This is a genomic window from Streptomyces sp. NPDC004788, from assembly GCF_053601115.1.
On the sequence record NZ_JBSGBF010000002.1, the window covers coordinates 17,834 to 34,375 of the forward strand.

Genomic DNA, 16,542 nt, shown 5'->3' on the forward strand with positions numbered 1-16,542 from the left:
GTTCCCGTGACCCACGTTGACCATCATCCGCCGAACAGCGCCCGCACCGACGGCCCGCCGCCGCTCGGCACCGGACTCACCTTCCACGGCCCGCTCTCCGAGGCCCGGGCCGCCCGGATCGTCGAGCGCCTGGCGGCCGCCGCGCCCGGCACGGTCCTGGACATCGGCTGCGGCTGGGGCGAGTTCCTGCTGCGCGTCCTGGCCGCCGTCCCCGGCGCCCTCGGCGTCGGCATCGACATCAACAGCGCCGACCTCGCCCTCGGCCGGCGCCTCGCCACCGAGCGGGGCCTGGCCGGACGCGTCGAGTACGCCGAGGAGTCCGCGCGCGGCACCGGCCGTGGCCCCGCCGACACCGTCCTGTGCATCGGCTCCAGCCACGCCCTGCTCGACCCCGATCAGCCGCACGACCCGGGCGCCGCATTGCGCGAGCTGCGCAGGCTGGTACGGCCCGGCGGCCGCGTACTGCTCGGCGAGGGCTTCTGGGAGCGCACCCCGACCGACAGCGAGCTCGCCCGGATGTGGCCCGGCGCCCGGGCCGGCGACCACCTCCCGCTCGACGCCCTCGTCGACCTCGCGATCGAGGAGGGATTCCGCCCGGCCTGGGTGGAGACGGCGACCCTGGAGGAGTGGGAGGAGTTCGAGTCCGGCTACCGCCACGCCGCCGAACTCTGGCTCGCCGCCCACCCCGACCACCCCCTCGCCCCCGAGACCCGCGCCCGGGTGGACCGCCAGCGCGCCGCCTGGCTCGGCTACCGCTCGATCCTCGGCATCGCCTATCTGACCCTGGTCCCGGTCGACTGAGCGCAGCCCCGCGCGTCCGTCGCGAAATTCGATTCTCACGGAGCCGAGCCGGCCCTACCGTGACCCCGTGACGACTCAGGTGATCATCCTCAACGGCGGTTCCAGCTCCGGGAAGAGCGGGATCGTGCGCTGCCTCCAGTCCGTACTCCCCGATCCCTGGCTCGCGTTCGGCTGCGACTCCTTCATCGACGCGCTGCCCGCGCGGCTGCGCGACGGAAGCGGTGCCGAAGGCTGGATCGAGTTCGCGGACGACGGCAGCGTGATCGTGGGGGAGAGGTTCCGGGCCTTGGAGGCGGCCTGGACCACCGGCATCGCGAGCATGGTCCGGGCCGGCGCCCGGGTCGTCATCGACGACGTCTTCCTCGGCGGCGCGGCCTCCCAGGAACGCTGGCGGAAGGCCCTCGACGGCGTCGACGTGCTCTGGGTCGGCGTCCGCTGTGACAGCGCCGTCGCCGCGGGCCGCGAGATCGCCCGCGGTGACCGCGTCCCGGGCATGGCCGCCGCCCAGGCCGAGCTGGTCCACCAGGGCGTCAGCTACGACCTGGAGATCGACACCACCCGCACCGAGTCCCTCGACTGCGCCCGGGCCATCGCCGCCCGCCTCGGCTGACCCGCCCGCCTCGGCCGCTCCGTCCGCCTCCGCTGAGCCGTCCTCACTGGCTCACCACTGGCGTCCGGGCACGATTCCGGTCCGGCCGGGGGCCGACAGATGGAGCACCTGGAAGCGGTCGGCGTTCGGCTCGGCCGCGCCCTCGTCCGCCCACAGGGTGAAGGTGAGCAGCTCCCAGTGGCGCGGATCGACGGCCACGGCGCGGGCCACCACGCCGTCGCCCTTCGCCTCGACGAGGTGCCGCTCCAGGGACCTCTCGACCGCCTCGGCCGGGTCGAGACGGGCGGGGACGGGCCTGCGCGTCCGCGTCGCCGTGCGCGGCGCGGACGCGGCGGCCGGGCCCTCGTCGTACGCGAGCACCGTCCAGTGCTGCACGACGGGCCGCCCGAAGTCGTTCACGATGCCCTGGAAACCTGGGCCCCACAGGAACGAGTTCATACCGGTGGCGCTCGCCCACAGATAGAACGGCGCGTACTGGTTGACCGGCGAGCCGTCGGCCCGTTCGCGCATCAGATAGGCCTTGATGCCGAGGCCGGGGAAGTCGTCGAGCAGATGGCCCCGGGTCGCGACCCGTTCGCGGATGATCCCCATGTCGTAGTCCGCGGGAAGCGTGATGTCGTACTGCATGGCGTGCATGGGACGGGCTCCTGAGGTCGCATGAGTGGGTCGGGACGGCGGTCGGGGGCGGCGGCCGGCCCTGTGTTCGGATCAGCAGCCGGGGTTCCGGCGGGTCAGCGGTCGGTACGGGCGGACAGCAGCGCGAGCAGACCGCGTACGGCGGTGTCGAAAGCGGCGGGGGAGCCGGCTGCGCGGGCCAGGACGTAACCGCCCTGCAGGGTCGCGACGATCGTCGAGGCGACCTCCTCGGCGCGCAGCGGACCGCTGAACTCCCCGCTGTCCAGGCCCTCCTGGACGATTCCGGCGAGCCGGTCGCGCAGCCAGTCGAGCGTCTCGTCGACCGGCGCGCGCAGCTCGGCGCTGGCGATCACGTCCGGGTCCATCGTCAGCCGCCCCACCGGGCAGCCGCGCAGCACGTCCCGCTCGCGCAGCAGATACGCCTCGATGCGCGCGTACGCCGGTCCCGGCCCGCCGAGCGCCGCCTCCGCCGCCGCCCGCAGCTCCTCGGCGGTGCGGCGGATCGCGGCGAGGGCGAGGTCGGGCTTGCCGGTGAAGTGGTGGTACATGCTGCCCTGGCCGGCACCCGCCGCCTGCTGGATGGCCTTGGGGCTGGTGCCGACGTAGCCCCGCTCCCACAGCAGGTCACGGGTGGCCTCGATCAGTCGCTCGGACGCGCTCGCGCTCATGACTCTCACTGTACATACCAGTAGGTACAGCGTCGAGGGCCGGAGTCCAGCAGGCCGAGTCGGAAGCCGGTCGAGTCGGAAGCCGGCCGAGGAGCAGTCGCCCCGGGCCCTTGTACTCCCCCTGTCGTACGCGCGAAGCCGCTGGCCGTACGACGACTTGGGGCCCCTTCGCGAGCGAGTCTCGAACCATCACGAACCACCCCGACAGGCAGCAGCATCCGAGGAGCTGACCGACATGAACACCCTCGCCTACGCGGGCCCCGGCCCGTGGATCCTCTTCTTCCCGCTCGTCTGGGCGGCCGTGATCGTCACCGTGGTCACGGTCGTGCGCCGCCGCCGCTTCGGCTGGGGCCGTCCCGGTGGTCCGGGCGGCTTCGGCGGTCCGGGCGCCTCCGCGGTCGACGAGCAGTCGCCGATCGCACTGCTCGGTCACCGCTTCGCGGCCGGCGAGATCGACGAGGACGAGTACTGGCGCCGGCTGACCGTCCTTGAGGAGCAGTTCGGCCGTCGTCCCTCCGAGGACAAGAGGCGGCGGGCATGACCACCACCGCACTGCGAGCCGACGCCCGCCCCGCCGCCGCCCGTGTCGTCGACGCCGTGAAGGTCTACGGCGGCGGCGACACCGAGGTCAGGGCCCTGGACGGGGTGAGCGTCGACTTCCCGGCCGGCCGCTTCACCGCCATCATGGGCCCCTCCGGCTCCGGCAAGTCCACCCTGATGCACTGCGCCGCCGGCCTCGACACCCTCACCTCCGGCTCCGCCCTCATCGGCGACACCGACCTCTCCGCCCTCGACGACCGGCGCCTCACCCTGCTGCGGCGGGAGCGCATCGGCTTCGTCTTCCAGGCCTTCAACCTGCTCCCGACCCTGACCGTCGCCGAGAACATCACCCTGCCCCTCGACCTCGCGGGCGCCGCCCCCGACCCGGCACGGCTCGACTCCCTCATCGACGCGGTGGGCCTGCGCGACCGGCTCCACCACCGGCCGAGCCAGCTCTCCGGCGGCCAGCAGCAGCGGGTGGCCGTGGCCCGCGCCTTCGCCGGCAGCCCGGACGTCGTGTTCGCCGACGAACCGACCGGCAATCTCGACTCCCGCTCGGGAGAGGAGGTGCTGCGGCTGCTCGGCGACACGGTGCGGAGCACCGGCCGGACCGTGGTGATGGTCACCCACGACCCGGTGGCCGCCGCGCACGCCGACGAGGTGGTGTTCCTCGCGGACGGGCGCCTGGTGGATCGGATCCAAAATCCGACATCCGATCTCGTTCTGGACCGGATGAAGTCCCTCGACAGCAGGGGAGCGGTGACATGACTCGGCCCGAATCAGATCTTGGATCCAACATCCCGGCGATTGGATCCAATACCCCGGCGACGGGATCCAATATTTCCGCTCCTGGATCCAAGATCCCGAAGCTCGGACCCGACATCCGGGATCCTGGATCCGACATCCCGGCTTCTGGATCCAGGATCCCCACCACCCTGCGCCTCAGCCTGGCCTCCCTCCGTACCCACCGCCGGCGCTTCCTCGGCACCTTCGCCGCCGTCCTGATCGGCGTCGCCTTCCTCACCGGCACCCTCGTCATGGGCGACACCCTGCGAGCCAGCTTCGGCACCCTCTTCGCCGACGCCAACAGCGGCACCGACGCCGTCGTCCGCAGCACGAACGTGGTCACCGTCGCGGGGCAGGCGCAGGGCACCCGCAGCCCGGTCGACGCTTCCCTCGCCGACCGCGTCGCCCAGATCCCCGGAGTCGCCGCCGTCGTTCCGCGCATCGAGGGCGCGGGTCAGCTCGTCGGTGCCGACGGCAAACCGATCGGCGGCCAGGGCCCGCCCACCCTGGCGGGCAACTGGATCCAGGATCCGAAGCTCAACCCGTATGCCCTGGCCGAAGGCCGCGCCCCGCAGAAGCCCGGCGAGGCCGTCGTCAACCGCGCCGCCGCCAAGGCCGGACACCTCACCATCGGCTCCACCACCGTCCTGCGCACCCCCGACCCGGTGCGCGTCACGGTCGTCGGCCTCGCCACGTTCGGCGGCGCGGACGGGATGGGGCAGGTCACCTACACCGGCCTGACCCGCGCCGACGCGGAGAAGTACCTCACCCCGAAGCCCGGAGCCGCCACCGACATCCTCGTCCGGGCCGGCCCCGGCACCTCCCAGCAGGCCCTGGTCGACGCACTGACCCCCGCACTCCCCGACGGCGTCGAGGCCATCACCGGACAGCAGGCCACCGACGAGAGCAACGAGATGATCTCCGGTCGCTTCCTCGACCTCTTCACCACCTTCCTGCTGGTGTTCAGCGGCATCGCCCTGCTCGTCTCCGTCTTCTCCATCCACAACACCTTCGCCATCGTCGTCGCCCAGCGCACCCGCGAGAACGCCCTGCTACGCGCCCTCGGCGCCGCACGCCGCCAGGTCGTCACCATGACCCTCACCGAGGCCGTCGCCGTCGCGCTCCTCGCCTCCGCGGCCGGACTGCTCGGCGGCATCGGCATCGCGGCCGGCCTCCAGGCCCTCTTCCCGGCCGTGGGATTCCCCTTCCCCGACGGGGACCTGGTGATCAGCGGGACGTCGCTCGGGCTGCCGTTCGCCGTCGGCCTCGCCGTCTGCACCGGCTCGGCGCTGCTCCCCGCGGTCCGCGCCGGGCGCACCGCACCCCTGGCCGCCCTGCGCGAGACCGCGGTCGACGACCCGGCCGCCTCCCGCACCCGTACCGCGGCCGGAGCGGGACTGCTCGTCCTCGCCGTGGCCCTGGTCCTCGCCGGCGTCCTGGCCACCCCGTCGCTGTGGCTCGCGGGAACCGGGGCGGTGCTCGCACTCGTCGCGTTCGTCGTCCTGGGCCCGGTTGCCTCTTCGTACGCGATTCGGGCCCTCGGCGGCCCGCTGCGCGACACCACCCGCGCACTCGCCCGCCGCAACGCGCTGCGCAGCCCCCGGCGCACCGCCGCCACCGCCACCGCGCTCATGATCGGCGTGGCCGTCGTCTCGCTCTTCACCGTCTTCGGCGCATCGCTCAAGGCGACCATGGACGACACCGTCTCGCGGTCCTTCGCCGGCGACGTGGCCGTCAGCGCCCCGTCGTTCGGCGCGGGCGGCAGCGGGCTGAGCCCGCACCTCGCGCCCGCCGTGGCCGCGCTGCCCGAGGTGGACACGGCGGTCGGCCTGGGCAAGGGCATCGCCGAGGTCGACGGCCGGGGCCGCGCCCTGACCGTCACCGACCCGGCCGCGCTCGCCCGCACCTTCGACCTCGGTACGGTACGGGGCTCACTCGGCGCGCTCGGCGCGGACGGGATCGCGGTCGCCGCCGACGAGGCCACCAAGACCGGGCTGGCCCCCGGCCGCACGGCCGAACTCGCCTTCACCGACGGCACCCGGCACACCTTCACCGTCAAGGCCGTCTACGAACGGGCCGACCTCGCCGGCGACTACCTCCTCACCCGCCAGGCCTGGGCCCCGCACCACACCCAGGACGCCGACCGGCTGGTCGCCGTCACGTTCAAGGACGGCGTCTCCGCCGACGCGGGCGAGCAAGCCGTCGAACGCGTCGCGGCCCGCTACGGCAACCCCGAGGTCCAGACCCGCGCCGAGTACGCCCGGTCCTCGGCGGCCGGCATCGACATGATGCTCACGCTCGTCTACGCGCTGCTCGCCCTCGCCGTCCTCATCGCCCTGCTCGGCATCGCCAACACCCTCACCCTCGCCGTCCACGAGCGCACCCGCGAACTCGGCCTGCTGCGCGCCGTCGGTCAGACCCGTCGTCAGCTGCGGGCCATGGTCCGCTGGGAGTCCGTCCTCGTCGCCGCTTTCGGCACGGCCGGCGGGCTCGTGCTCGGCGCCTTCCTCGGCTGGGTCCTGGTGCGCGCCTCCGACGGCTCGTCGGACAGCGCGTTCGTCTTCGCGCTGCCGCCCGCCCGACTGGCGGTCGTCGCCCTGGTCGGTCTCGCCGCCGGCGCCGTCGCCGGCTGGCGCCCGGCACGGCGGGCGGCCCGCCTGGACGTGCTGCGGGCGATAGCGACGGAGTGACGGGCCGGGGATCCAGGATCCGGGATCCGTAATCCGGGATCCGGGATCCGCGAGGTTGGATCCGGGATCCGCGAGGTTGGATCCGGGATCCGAGAGGCTCGATCCGAGAGGCTGGATATCGGGTCCGAGATCCTGGATCCGATATCCCGGGCCCGCCCCCCGACCAGGCCGCCCCCTCAGCGTGCCAGTACCGACCGACCCGCCGCCGGCGCGTGCAACGGATCCTCCATCTCGCCGAACGGGACCGTCTCCAGGTCGCGGCCGGTGAACGGGCCGGCCGTCGTGGCGCCGTAGACGGTGTGGGCGAGTGGGGCGAGGGCGACGGGGGAAGGCGGGGCCTGGAGGGTGAACCAGACGATCTTGCCCGAGTCGTGCGGGCGGACGCCCCAGCTCTCGCTGAGCGCCTCGACGATGGCGAGGCCGCGGCCCGAGGTGGCGAACTCGTCCCCGCTGTCGCCCGGTTCGCAAAGGTCCGGGAACCGGGGGTCGTTGTCGCGGACCGAGACGGTGAGGCGGTCGAGCAGCAGCTCGACCTCGACCGTGCACATCTTGTCCGGCTGGGCATGCCGGTGAACATTGGTCAGGAGCTCGGTGACACCGAGCGAGGCATGCTCTATCAAGGCATCGAGCTGCCAGTGGCGCAGATGCGCCGAGACGATCCTGCGGACCTGACCGATCCGCGACGGCTGGGCCTGTAGCTCCACCGTCCAATACCTGCTGGGCTCGCTGATCACGGCTGCGACTCCCCGAAGTGAGGTCCGGAAGAAGACGGAGATTCGGATCTGTCATGCGGTGTAGCAGGACGGTGGCTGGTTCGCAGCGTCACCGCCGGTAAACCCTCGGTGAGGTGGTTCCAGCGTGAACCAGTGGTGAAAGCGCCGCAACTCGCGGCGACCCGCCGCAGGTCAGCCCCATGTCAGCCCCATGTCAGTCCCCGACTCGGCTCCCCCTCAGCCCCCGGTCTTCGCCTTCTTCAGGGCCTCTAGGAGGCGCCCCGAGCCCGAGATCCGGTAGCGCGTGCCGTTCACCGTCGCCACCGCCTCGTCCGGCTTCGCGAACCACGGGCGGCCCGCCCGTACCGTACCCAGCGGGGCGCTGTCGATCTCGCTGCCGTAGCTGGTCAGGAGGGACAGCCGGCCGTCCTCGATGCGGACCTCGCCGGCGCGCGTCAACGACCGGGGCCAGCGGTCGATGCGTACCCCCGTGGCCGTGAACTCGGGCTCCGGCTCGGGCTCGGTAACGGCTTCGGACATGGGCTCCGCCCCCTTCGCGCAGACTGCCTCCTCCCAGTGTGCCGGGCCGTCGTCACCGGCACCAGAACCGCCCGCGCCACGCCTCCCCACACGCCGTCTGCAAGGCACTCCTATGGAATCTCAAAGGGAACGTTTGCCCAGGTGAGAGCGGTATTGTCGGTCAGTGGGCAAGCCCTTCCGGCAATCCCTCCGGGCACCCCGCGGCCACCCCGACGCGCACCACGAGAAGAGGCAGGCACGCATGACCAGCACCACCAGCCCCATGGCCACCATCGACGTCGACCGCAGCGACCCCGGCTACCGGTCCTGGCTCAAGGAGGCCGTCCGCAAGGTGCACGCGGACGCGAACCGTTCGGCCGACACCCACCTGCTGCGCTTCCCGCTGCCCGAGAGCTGGGGCATCGACCTGTACCTCAAGGACGAGTCGACCCACCCGACCGGCAGCCTCAAGCACCGGCTCGCCCGCTCCCTCTTCCTCTACGGCCTGTGCAACGGCTGGATCCGTCCCGGCGCGCCCGTCATCGAGGCGTCCAGCGGTTCGACCGCGGTCTCCGAGGCGTACTTCGCCAAGCTGATCGGCGTCCCGTTCATCGCCGTCATGCCCCGCACCACCAGCCCCGAGAAGTGCCGTCTGATCGAGTTCCACGGTGGGCAGTGCCACTTCGTGGACGACTCGCGCACCATGTACGAGGAGGCCGCGGCGCTCGCCGAGCGCACCGGCGGCCACTACATGGACCAGTTCACCTACGCCGAGCGGGCCACCGACTGGCGCGGCAACAACAACATCGCCGAGTCGATGTACGAGCAGCTGAAGCTGGAGCGCTACCCGGAGCCCGCGTGGATCGTGGCCACGGCCGGCACGGGCGGCACCTCGGCGACGATCGCCCGTTACGTGCACTACATGCAGTACGACACCCGGATCTGCGTCGCCGACCCCGAGAACTCCTGTTTCTTCGACGGCTGGACGCACCACGACCCGAACGCCACCTCCGACTGCGGCTCCCGCATCGAGGGCATCGGCCGGCCCCGCATGGAGCCGAGCTTCGTGCCCGGCGCCGTCGACCGCATGATGAAGGTGCCCGACGCGGCGAGCGTCGCCGCCGTCCGCGCCCTGGAGACCGCGATCGGCCGCAAGGCGGGCGGTTCCACCGGCACCGGCCTGTGGAGCGCGCTGAAGATCGTCGCCGAGATGGTCGCCGAGCGGCGCACCGGCAGCGTCGTCACGCTGATCTGCGACCCGGGCGAGCGCTACCTCGACAAGTACTACTCGGACGACTGGCTGGCCGCCCAGGGCCTCGACATCGCGCCCTACTCCGCCGCTATCGACCGCTTCCTGGCGACGGGTGTCTGGCCGGAGTGAGCCGCCGGTCGAGCCGGCGCACCGCGTCGCGGAACGACAGGCCGATCCCCGGCCGGGCCAGCCGCAGGCCGGCGGTGAACGGGCGGTTGCCGTCGACGGCCATGGTCCAGCGGACCCGGGTGCCACCGGCGGCGGGGGAGAGGGCCCACTCCTCCAGCATCGCCGTGACGCCCGGCGCGTTGGTCGTGTCGACCCGGTACGCGTAGCGCGCGTCCGGGTCGGCCGCCATGATCGTCTCCTCGAAGGAGACCCCGCCGCGCAGCCGGATCGCCCGGCCCGCGCCGTCGTCGGTGGGCGACGCCGTCCGGACCGCCGAGAACCAGGCGGGCCAGCTGCCCACCTCCACCGCGAGCGAGCGGTAGACGGCGGCGGGCGGGGCGGCGGCGACCGCCGAGAAGACCAGGCGGACGGGCGCGGACGCGATGAAGTCGAGCTCCACTTGCCTCAGTCGGCGTGCCATGGACCGTACCTCCCATGGGGCGGGTCTGCGCGGAGCGCACACCCTAGCTGACACCCGTTCAGTTGCCCAGCGGGCCCCCTCTGCCGGGACTCCTCTGCCGGGCCCCCTCTGTCGGGCCCTCTCTGTCGGGCGCCCCATGCGACGTCACGCCCGGCTGCCCAGCGGGCCTTCCGCCCCCCCGCCCCCGGGTCCCCGGCCCCCAGCCTCCGCTCGGGCCGCCCCGCTCAGCCCAGCAGCCCGTCGAGCGCCCGGCCGAAGACCACTCGCCCCGCCGCCGCGAGCACGGGGTCGAAGGCCGCCGGCACGCCCCGGAGCCTTAGCTCCTCCGTCCACACCACCCGACTTCCCGCCCCGGCCGCACCGCCCGAACCGATCGCCCCGGCCGCATCGCCCGCACCGCCCGAACCGATCGCCCCGGCCACTCCGGTCGCCGGGGTCACCTCGAAGGCGGCCCAACCCCGTACCGTCCGCCCGTACTTCTCCAGTCGGCACACCCCGGTCCGCCCGGCGGCCGGTGGCTCGAAACGTACGACCTCCATCGGGTCGTCGAAGCCCAGGCGGCCCACCCCGGTGCGGGCCGTGAACCGGGTGCCCACGCCGTTCGGGCCCGCCGTCAGCACCGTCGTACGGGTGAGCGGGACCTGTCGGCCGTGCGCCGGCCAGTCCGTGAGCCGCCGCCACACCTCGTCCGGCGACAGGGGAACGGCGCGCTCGATCCGGAACCGGCTCACTCCGGCTCCGCCCCGCTTCCGACCGGCTCCTCGCCGGGGCCCTCACCCGCCACCACCAGGCCCGGCAGGTGCTCCGCCATCTCCTCGCGCACCTCCGGCGACAGCCCCGGGTCCGTCACCAGGGTGTCCACCTCGTCGAGCCGTGCGAACGAACTCAGGCCCACCGTCCCCCACTTGGTGTGGTCCGCGACCACCACCACCCGCCGTGCCGAGCGCACCAGACGCCGGTTGGTCTCGGCCTCCGCCAGGTTCGGCGTCGACAGACCGGCCTCCACCGAGATGCCGTGCACCCCGAGGAACAGCGCGTCGAAGTGGAGCGAGCGGATCGCCTGGTCGGCCACCGGCCCGACCAGGGCGTCCGACGGGGTCCGTACGCCGCCGGTGAGCACCACCGTCGCCGCCCCGGGCCGGGCCTCGCCGCCCGAACCGGTGTGCTGCGCCTCGTAGAAGACGTCCGCGACCCGCACCGAGTTCGTCACCACCGTCAGGTCCGGGACGTCGAGCAGCTGCATGGCCAGCGCGTACGTGGTCGTGCCACCCGACAGCGCGATCGCCGTCCCCGGCCGCACCATGGCCGCCGCCGCCCGCGCGATCTCGTCCTTGGCGCCCAGTTCGAGCACCGACTTCGCCTCGAAGCCCGGCTCGTGGGTGCTCGCCTCCACCACCGGCACCGCGCCGCCGTGCACCTTCGCGAGCATGCCCTGGCGGGCCAGCGCGTCCAGGTCCCGGCGGACGGTCATGTCGGAGACGTTGAGACGGCGGGTCAGCTCGTTGACCCGTACGCCGCCGCGCCGGCGCACCTCGTCGAGAATCAGGGCGCGCCGCTGCTCCGCGAGGAGGTTCTGATTGTCACTCACCGCCGGGGCCGGTCCTTTCGAGGGAAATCTGGGAAATCTGAAGCCGGAAAATCTGGGAAATCTCAAGTGGAGGGCCGACGGATTCGGTGAGAGCCGTGCCGTCGGGCCCGGCCGTCCGCGATCCTGGTTGCCTGCCGTCGAATCCTCGCACCCGGATCCTCCCATCCAGAGAGGGAGTCACCGAAGTGTCCCCTGCCACACCGGACCCGAAGACCGGGCCGGACCCGAAGACCGGGCCGGACCCGCGAACCGGGCCGGACCCGAAGAACGGGGGTGCGGCGCTCGAACTGCTCGTCCACGGCGTGGGCGGAGCCACCCCGGCCGACATGCTGGACGAGCCGCACACGGTGCGGGTCACCGGTGACAAGACGGCCGCGGTGTACCGCCGCAGGGACGACGTCGACGCTGAGGAACACCCCGAGCGGTACGCCGACGGGCCCGTCCCGGAGGCGTACTGCTGGTCCAACCTGACCTCCGGCAACGGCACCCGCGCGCTGTGGCTGCTGCTCCTGCCCTTCATGGTCGCCAACCTCGCCCACTGGATGCGCCCGCCCACCGAGGGCCGCGCCGGACTCGTCCGGCTCTACGGCGTCCTGGTCCGGCTCGTCGCCCTCACCCTCACCGTGCTGCTCACCGCGGCCGCCTGCGAGGTCGCGCTCGATCTGACGGCCTGGCAGTGCGCGGGCTCCGGCGCCTGCGCGGGGCAGCGCTCCTGGCTCGGCTTCCTCTCCGCCGGGCACGGCGGCTGGTGGTCCGCGCCCGGCCGCCGCCTCGCCCTCGCCGCCGTGGTGCCCACCGCGCTCGTCGGTCTGCTCTGGTACCTGTCCAACCGCACCTGGAGCGCGTACGAGGCGCAGCGCCCGCCCACGGGTTACGACTCCGAGCCCGGCGCCCCGTCGTCCGGGGCCGCCGCCCGGCCCGGCGACACCGAGGCCGCCGACGCCACGAGTCCCGACCCGGCCACCCCCGTCGAACTGCGGCCCGCGCTCGGCCGCCCCGGCTTCTGGTACGGGCGCCGGCTCGTCGCCCGGCTGCGCGCCGCGCACACCACCGCCGGCTTCCTCACCGTGGCCGCCGCGCTCGCCGGAGCCGCCGGCGTCCACGACCACCGCGCCGACCCGGGATCCGTACGCACCTTCCTCGGCTGGGCCCTGGAGAGCGCCATCGCGGTCCTTGCCGCCGCCGTCGTATGGGTGGTCTGCCGCCGGGGCCGCAGCGAGAACACCCTCGACCTCAAGCTCGAACGCGCCGTCGTCTCCTGGCTGCCCGCCACCGCCCTGCTGCTGCTCGCGCTCACCGCCGTGCACACCGCCTGGGCCCGCCCCGGCTGGCGCTCCACCGGCACCCTGCCCGGCAACGCCGTCTTCGGCACCCTCACCCTCGCCCAGGGCGCCCTCGTCGTCGCCCTCGGCGTGGTCGCGCTGCTGCTCCACCGCCCGCGCCGCGATCCGCGCACCGCCCTGTCCGGCCTCGGCGGCCCCGCCGTCGCCATGCTGGCCTGCGCGCTCGGCGGCGTCATGTCCGGTGGTGTCGCGCAGCGGGTCGCCGACTGGCTCGACGGGTCCGGCACCCCCGGCACCGGTGACGGCCTCATCACCGGACCGCCCGTGCTGCTCAGCTGGCAGGCGTCCGTCATCCCGGTCCTGCTCCTGCTGCTGATCGTGCCGACCGCGCTGCTCGTCGTCCGTACGGTGCTCACCGCCCGTCGGCTCCGCCCCGCCGTCGACGCCGCCTACCGGGAGGCGGACCCCGACCGACTGCGCACCGACCAGATCGCGGCGGTACGGGCCGGGGCCGGGCTCACCGACTCGGCGCCCGTCCTCGTCGGCGTCGTCTCCGGCGCCACCCTGCTCCTGGGCGCCGTCTCCGTCGCCGGGGCCTGGGCCAGCGGCAACGTGCCCGGGCGCGCCTTCGACGGCGCCCATCCGGCGATCGCGGCCGCCGCCACCGCCGCCCAGTCCCTCGGCTCCTGGATGATCGGCTTCGGCTTCCTGCTCTTCGTCACCTGGGGCCGCCGCGCCTACAAGGACGCCTCCGCCCGCCGCACCATCGGCATCCTGTGGGACGTCGGCACCTTCTGGCCGCGCGCGGCCCACCCCTTCGCCCCGCCCTGCTACGCCGAACGCGCGGTGCCCGACCTCACCTGGCGGATGAGCTCCTGGACCCGGCAGACCGGCGGCCGGCTCGTCATCTCCGGCCACTCGCAGGGCAGCGTCCTCGCCGCGGCCGCCGTCTGGCAGCTGCCGCCCACCACCCGCGCCCGGGTCGCGCTGCTCACCTACGGCTCCCCGCTCGAACGGCTCTACGGGCGCTGGTTCCCCGCCTACTTCGGCCCCGAGTCGCTGCGCGGCCTGCACCGCACCGTGCACTGCTGGAGCAACCTCTACCGGGCCACCGACCCCATCGGCGGACCCGTCCGCGTCCCGGCCGACGACGACCGGCCGCCCGTCGACCGGCCGGAGCTGCTCGACCCCGTCGCCTACGGCCGCACCCGCGAACACCCGCTGCCCGAACCGATCCTGGGCCACTCCGACTACCAGGCCGATCCGGCCTTCGCTGTCGCCCGCTCCCAACTGCTCGACCGGCTGCCGCCCGCCCTGCCCCGGCAGCGGGACAACGGCGCGACCGTTCAGGGCAGTTCGGGAAGGTCCTCCGGATAGAGCAGGGTCAGGTCGTCCGTGCTCGGCGCCACGAGCGCGGCGACCCGGCCCGCGTGCCGCTCCACCATCGACTCGAACGTCTGGCGCGCCGTACGGCCGTTGCCGAAGGTCGGGCCCTTCGGCAGCTCCGCGAAGTACTTGAGGAGGGCCTCGTCGGCGCCGGCCGCCAGCCGGTACTCGTGGTCCTCCGCCTGCTGCTCCACGATCCGCAGCAGCTCCGCCGGCACGTAGTCGGTGAAGGTGATGGTCCGTGAGAAACGGGACGCCACACCCGGGTTGACGGTCAGGAAGCGCTCCATCTCCGCCGTGTACCCGGCGACGATCACGACGACCGCGTCCCGGTGGTCCTCCATCAGCTTCACCAGCGTGTCGATCGCCTCACGGCCGAAGTCCCGCCCCGAGTCCTCGGGCGACAGCGCGTACGCCTCGTCGACGAACAGCACGCCGCCGCGCGCCCGGTCGAAGGCCTCCTGGGTGCGGATCGCCGTCGAGCCGATGTGCTCGCCGACCAGGTCCACCCGGGACACCTCGACCAGATGACCGCGCTCAAGGACCCCGAGCGAGGCCAGGATCTCGCCGTAGAGCCGGGCCACCGTCGTCTTGCCGGTGCCGGGGTTGCCGGTGAAGACGAGGTGACGGCGTGCGGACACCACCTTCAGGCCGGCCTCCTGGCGGCGGCGGCCCACCTCGATCATGTTGGTGAGGGTGCGGACCTCGTGCTTGACGCTCTCCAGGCCCACCAGGGCGTCGAGTTCGCCGAGCACCTCCTGGGACGAGCGGGCTGCCGGGACCGCGGGTGCGGCTGCGGGTGCGGGTGAGGGCGGGGCGGCGGCCGGGCGGGACGCGGGGACCGTGCCGAGGAGTCCGCCCGTCGGCGGGGCGGACTGGGCGGCGGTCAGGACGGAGCCCGGGGCCGGCGGTGTGCGCAGCCGGCTCTCGTCGCTGGTGCAGTCCTCGACGACCTGGCCGTCCTCGGGGAACTCGTAACCGCCGCGCGCGCACCGCTCCGTACGGCACCTGCGCAGCGCGGTCCGGCAGCCGTCCATGACGTGGAAGCCGTAGCCGCCGCTGCCCGTCACCCGGCAGCCGAGGAACGAGCCACGGCCCTCCGCCGACACGTAGAACCCGGCCTCGGCGGGCGAGGTGACCGTGCACCGCTCGATCGTCGGGTCGGCGCCCTTGGTGACGATGACTCCGGTCTGCACGGCGTCGATGGTGCAGCCGGCGAGCGTGCCGCCGCTGCCGTGGTCCCGGAACCAGGCACCCGTCGACGCCTCCCGGATCCGGCAGTCGTCGAGCTGCGCGGTCGCCCCGTCGCTCACCGACACGGCCGTGTGGCGCACCTGCGACAGGTCGCTGTCGACGACGTCGGCGCGCGAGCCGCGGTCCAGGACGAACAGCGCGTCGGGCACGTCGTGCACCCGGCAGGAGTCGAGGACGGCGGTCGCCCCGTCGCTCACCCAGACGGCCGGGTAGTCCCCGGTGCTGTCGTGGATCTCGCACTGGTTGGCGTCCACCCGGGTCCCCGGGTCCCACACGGACAGGCCGTTGCGGCCGAACCGCCGCACCGTCGAACGGGTGAGGGTGAGCACCGACCGGGAGCGCAGGTCCACGGCGTTCTCGGGGATGTCGTGGATGTCGCAGTCGGAGAGCGTGAGCACCGCGTCCGTGTCGAGCGTGATGCCGTCGGCGGAGGTGCGGTGCACGGCGGAGTCACTGAGGTGCGCGGTGGCCCGGGCCGCGATCTGCAGGCCGGCGCCCTTGATCTCGTACACCTCGCAGCCGATGGCCTCCAGGCCGCTGTTCTCGCCGTTCACGGTGATCCCGGCGCCGGAGGCGTGGTGCACCCGGCAGCGCTCAAGACGGGGGTGGGCGCCGCCGCGCACGGAGATCCCGGACTGCCCGGCGGACACGACCTCGCACTCCTCGAACACCCCGCCCGCGCCGTCGAGTACGGCGATCCCGACTCCGGCCTGATTGTCCACCGTGCACCGCCGCACCGTCGGCCGCGCCGCGCCGCGCACCTCGAGGCCGGCCGCCGAACGCGTCAGAATGCGCAGGTCGAGCAGCTCGGGCGTGCCGTCCTCGACGAGCAGCGCAGGCGCCGCCGCGTCCTGCCCCTCGATGTGCAGGTCCTGGAGCGTGGCCGAGGCCCGTACCGTCAGCGGCACCCCGTCGGCGGGCGCGATCCGCACCGAGCCCGTCATCCCGTCGCCGCCCCGCAGGGTCACGGCCCGCTGGACCACGAGGTTCTCCCGGTAGGTGCCGGGCGCCACGGTGAGGACGTCGCCGTCGCCCGCGGCCTCCAGGGCGGCGGCGAGGGAGGCGTACTCGCCCGTGCGGCGCCGCCACCGCGACGTGCCGGTGTGGGTCACCTGGACCGTGCCCTGTGCCATGGGTGTGCTCTGCCCCCACCTCGTGCGTCGGATCCGATGCCCCACCGTAGCGCGCGCGGCGCCGCCGGGTTGACGGGTCCGGCGTCTGTCCCCT

General features: G+C 73.6%; 15 protein-coding genes. 7 read left to right on the top strand and 8 right to left on the bottom strand.

The genetic code is table 11. The features are described from left to right. Positions 1 to 6 precede the first annotated feature (6 nt). Positions 7 to 801, top strand: coding sequence for an SAM-dependent methyltransferase (locus tag ACWEJX_RS01195; protein WP_451605473.1), 795 nt, complete (start codon positions 7 to 9; stop codon positions 799 to 801). A gap of 79 nt (positions 802 to 880) precedes the next feature. Then, positions 881 to 1,411 (top strand): chloramphenicol phosphotransferase CPT, encoded by a 531-nt coding sequence (gene cpt / locus ACWEJX_RS01200; RefSeq protein WP_451605640.1) that lies wholly within the window; start codon positions 881 to 883, stop codon positions 1,409 to 1,411. A gap of 51 nt (positions 1,412 to 1,462) precedes the next feature. Here cpt and ACWEJX_RS01205 read toward each other — a convergent pair whose 3' ends face one another. Continuing rightward, entirely contained in the window at positions 1,463 to 2,047 is a 585-nt protein-coding gene (locus ACWEJX_RS01205; protein WP_451605474.1) for a DUF4865 family protein, read from the bottom strand. Between the two features lie 95 nt (positions 2,048 to 2,142). After that, positions 2,143 to 2,715, bottom strand: a complete 573-nt coding sequence (locus tag ACWEJX_RS01210) for a TetR/AcrR family transcriptional regulator (RefSeq protein ID WP_451605475.1) — start codon at positions 2,713 to 2,715, stop codon at positions 2,143 to 2,145. Between the two features lie 235 nt (positions 2,716 to 2,950). On the opposite strand from ACWEJX_RS01210, the gene ACWEJX_RS01215 reads away from it, so the two are divergent. The 3 genes from ACWEJX_RS01215 to ACWEJX_RS01225 all read left to right on the top strand — a co-directional run bounded on the left by ACWEJX_RS01215 (position 2,951) and on the right by ACWEJX_RS01225 (position 6,731). After that, a complete protein-coding gene (locus tag ACWEJX_RS01215; protein ID WP_451605476.1) occupies positions 2,951 to 3,256 on the top strand; it encodes an SHOCT domain-containing protein in 306 nt (101 codons plus the stop codon). Then, entirely contained in the window at positions 3,253 to 4,023 is a 771-nt protein-coding gene (locus tag ACWEJX_RS01220; protein WP_451605477.1) for an ABC transporter ATP-binding protein, read from the top strand. The genes ACWEJX_RS01215 and ACWEJX_RS01220 overlap by 4 nt, the downstream gene beginning before the upstream one ends. Positions 4,024 to 4,178: 155 nt before the next feature. Continuing rightward, a complete protein-coding gene (locus ACWEJX_RS01225; protein ID WP_451605641.1) occupies positions 4,179 to 6,731 on the top strand; it encodes an ABC transporter permease in 2,553 nt (850 codons plus the stop codon). Between the two features lie 176 nt (positions 6,732 to 6,907). On the opposite strand, the gene ACWEJX_RS01230 is transcribed toward ACWEJX_RS01225, so the two are convergent. Together ACWEJX_RS01230 and ACWEJX_RS01235 are read right to left on the bottom strand one after the other, a co-directional pair. Continuing rightward, positions 6,908 to 7,465, bottom strand: coding sequence for an ATP-binding protein (locus tag ACWEJX_RS01230; protein ID WP_451605478.1), 558 nt, complete (start codon positions 7,463 to 7,465; stop codon positions 6,908 to 6,910). 216 nt (positions 7,466 to 7,681) lie between these two features. After that, positions 7,682 to 7,984, bottom strand: a complete 303-nt coding sequence (locus ACWEJX_RS01235) for a hypothetical protein (protein ID WP_451605479.1) — start codon at positions 7,982 to 7,984, stop codon at positions 7,682 to 7,684. 241 nt (positions 7,985 to 8,225) lie between these two features. Here ACWEJX_RS01235 and ACWEJX_RS01240 point away from each other — a divergent pair, with 241 nt between their 5' ends. Then, positions 8,226 to 9,344, top strand: a complete 1,119-nt coding sequence (locus ACWEJX_RS01240; protein ID WP_451605480.1) for a PLP-dependent cysteine synthase family protein — start codon at positions 8,226 to 8,228, stop codon at positions 9,342 to 9,344. Here the strand turns inward: ACWEJX_RS01240 and ACWEJX_RS01245 are convergent. The 3 genes from ACWEJX_RS01245 to ACWEJX_RS01255 all read right to left on the bottom strand — a co-directional run bounded on the left by ACWEJX_RS01245 (position 9,304) and on the right by ACWEJX_RS01255 (position 11,392). After that, complete coding sequence (locus ACWEJX_RS01245) at positions 9,304 to 9,804, bottom strand: SRPBCC family protein (RefSeq protein WP_451605481.1); 501 nt, start codon at positions 9,802 to 9,804, stop codon at positions 9,304 to 9,306. The genes ACWEJX_RS01240 and ACWEJX_RS01245 overlap by 41 nt on opposite strands. A gap of 224 nt (positions 9,805 to 10,028) precedes the next feature. Next, positions 10,029 to 10,535, bottom strand: a complete 507-nt coding sequence (locus ACWEJX_RS01250; protein WP_451605482.1) for an SRPBCC family protein — start codon at positions 10,533 to 10,535, stop codon at positions 10,029 to 10,031. Continuing rightward, positions 10,532 to 11,392, bottom strand: a complete 861-nt coding sequence (locus ACWEJX_RS01255; RefSeq protein WP_451605483.1) for a DeoR/GlpR family DNA-binding transcription regulator — start codon at positions 11,390 to 11,392, stop codon at positions 10,532 to 10,534. The genes ACWEJX_RS01250 and ACWEJX_RS01255 overlap by 4 nt, the downstream gene beginning before the upstream one ends. A gap of 185 nt (positions 11,393 to 11,577) precedes the next feature. Between ACWEJX_RS01255 and ACWEJX_RS01260 the strand changes: the two genes are divergently transcribed. Next, positions 11,578 to 14,052 (top strand): hypothetical protein, encoded by a 2,475-nt coding sequence (locus tag ACWEJX_RS01260; RefSeq protein WP_451605484.1) that lies wholly within the window; start codon positions 11,578 to 11,580, stop codon positions 14,050 to 14,052. Here the strand turns inward: ACWEJX_RS01260 and ACWEJX_RS01265 are convergent. Continuing rightward, positions 14,022 to 16,448: a right-handed parallel beta-helix repeat-containing protein gene (locus ACWEJX_RS01265; protein ID WP_451605485.1), complete on the bottom strand. Its 2,427-nt coding sequence runs from the start codon at positions 16,446 to 16,448 to the stop codon at positions 14,022 to 14,024. The genes ACWEJX_RS01260 and ACWEJX_RS01265 overlap by 31 nt on opposite strands. Between the last annotated feature and the right edge of the window lie 94 nt (positions 16,449 to 16,542).

What these genes read in the sequence shown, in the direction of transcription:
- ACWEJX_RS01205 (WP_451605474.1), bottom strand. Translation starts at nt 2,047, where the DNA reads ATGCACGCCATGCAGTACGACATCACGCTTCCCGCGGACTACGACATG.
- ACWEJX_RS01215 (WP_451605476.1), top strand. Translation starts at nt 2,951, where the DNA reads ATGAACACCCTCGCCTACGCGGGCCCCGGCCCGTGGATCCTCTTCTTC.
- ACWEJX_RS01245 (WP_451605481.1), bottom strand. Translation starts at nt 9,804, where the DNA reads ATGGCACGCCGACTGAGGCAAGTGGAGCTCGACTTCATCGCGTCCGCG.
- ACWEJX_RS01240 (WP_451605480.1), top strand. Translation starts at nt 8,226, where the DNA reads ATGACCAGCACCACCAGCCCCATGGCCACCATCGACGTCGACCGCAGC.
- ACWEJX_RS01265 (WP_451605485.1), bottom strand. Translation starts at nt 16,448, where the DNA reads ATGGCACAGGGCACGGTCCAGGTGACCCACACCGGCACGTCGCGGTGG.
- ACWEJX_RS01220 (WP_451605477.1), top strand. Translation starts at nt 3,253, where the DNA reads ATGACCACCACCGCACTGCGAGCCGACGCCCGCCCCGCCGCCGCCCGT.
- ACWEJX_RS01235 (WP_451605479.1), bottom strand. Translation starts at nt 7,984, where the DNA reads ATGTCCGAAGCCGTTACCGAGCCCGAGCCGGAGCCCGAGTTCACGGCC.
- ACWEJX_RS01210 (WP_451605475.1), bottom strand. Translation starts at nt 2,715, where the DNA reads ATGAGCGCGAGCGCGTCCGAGCGACTGATCGAGGCCACCCGTGACCTG.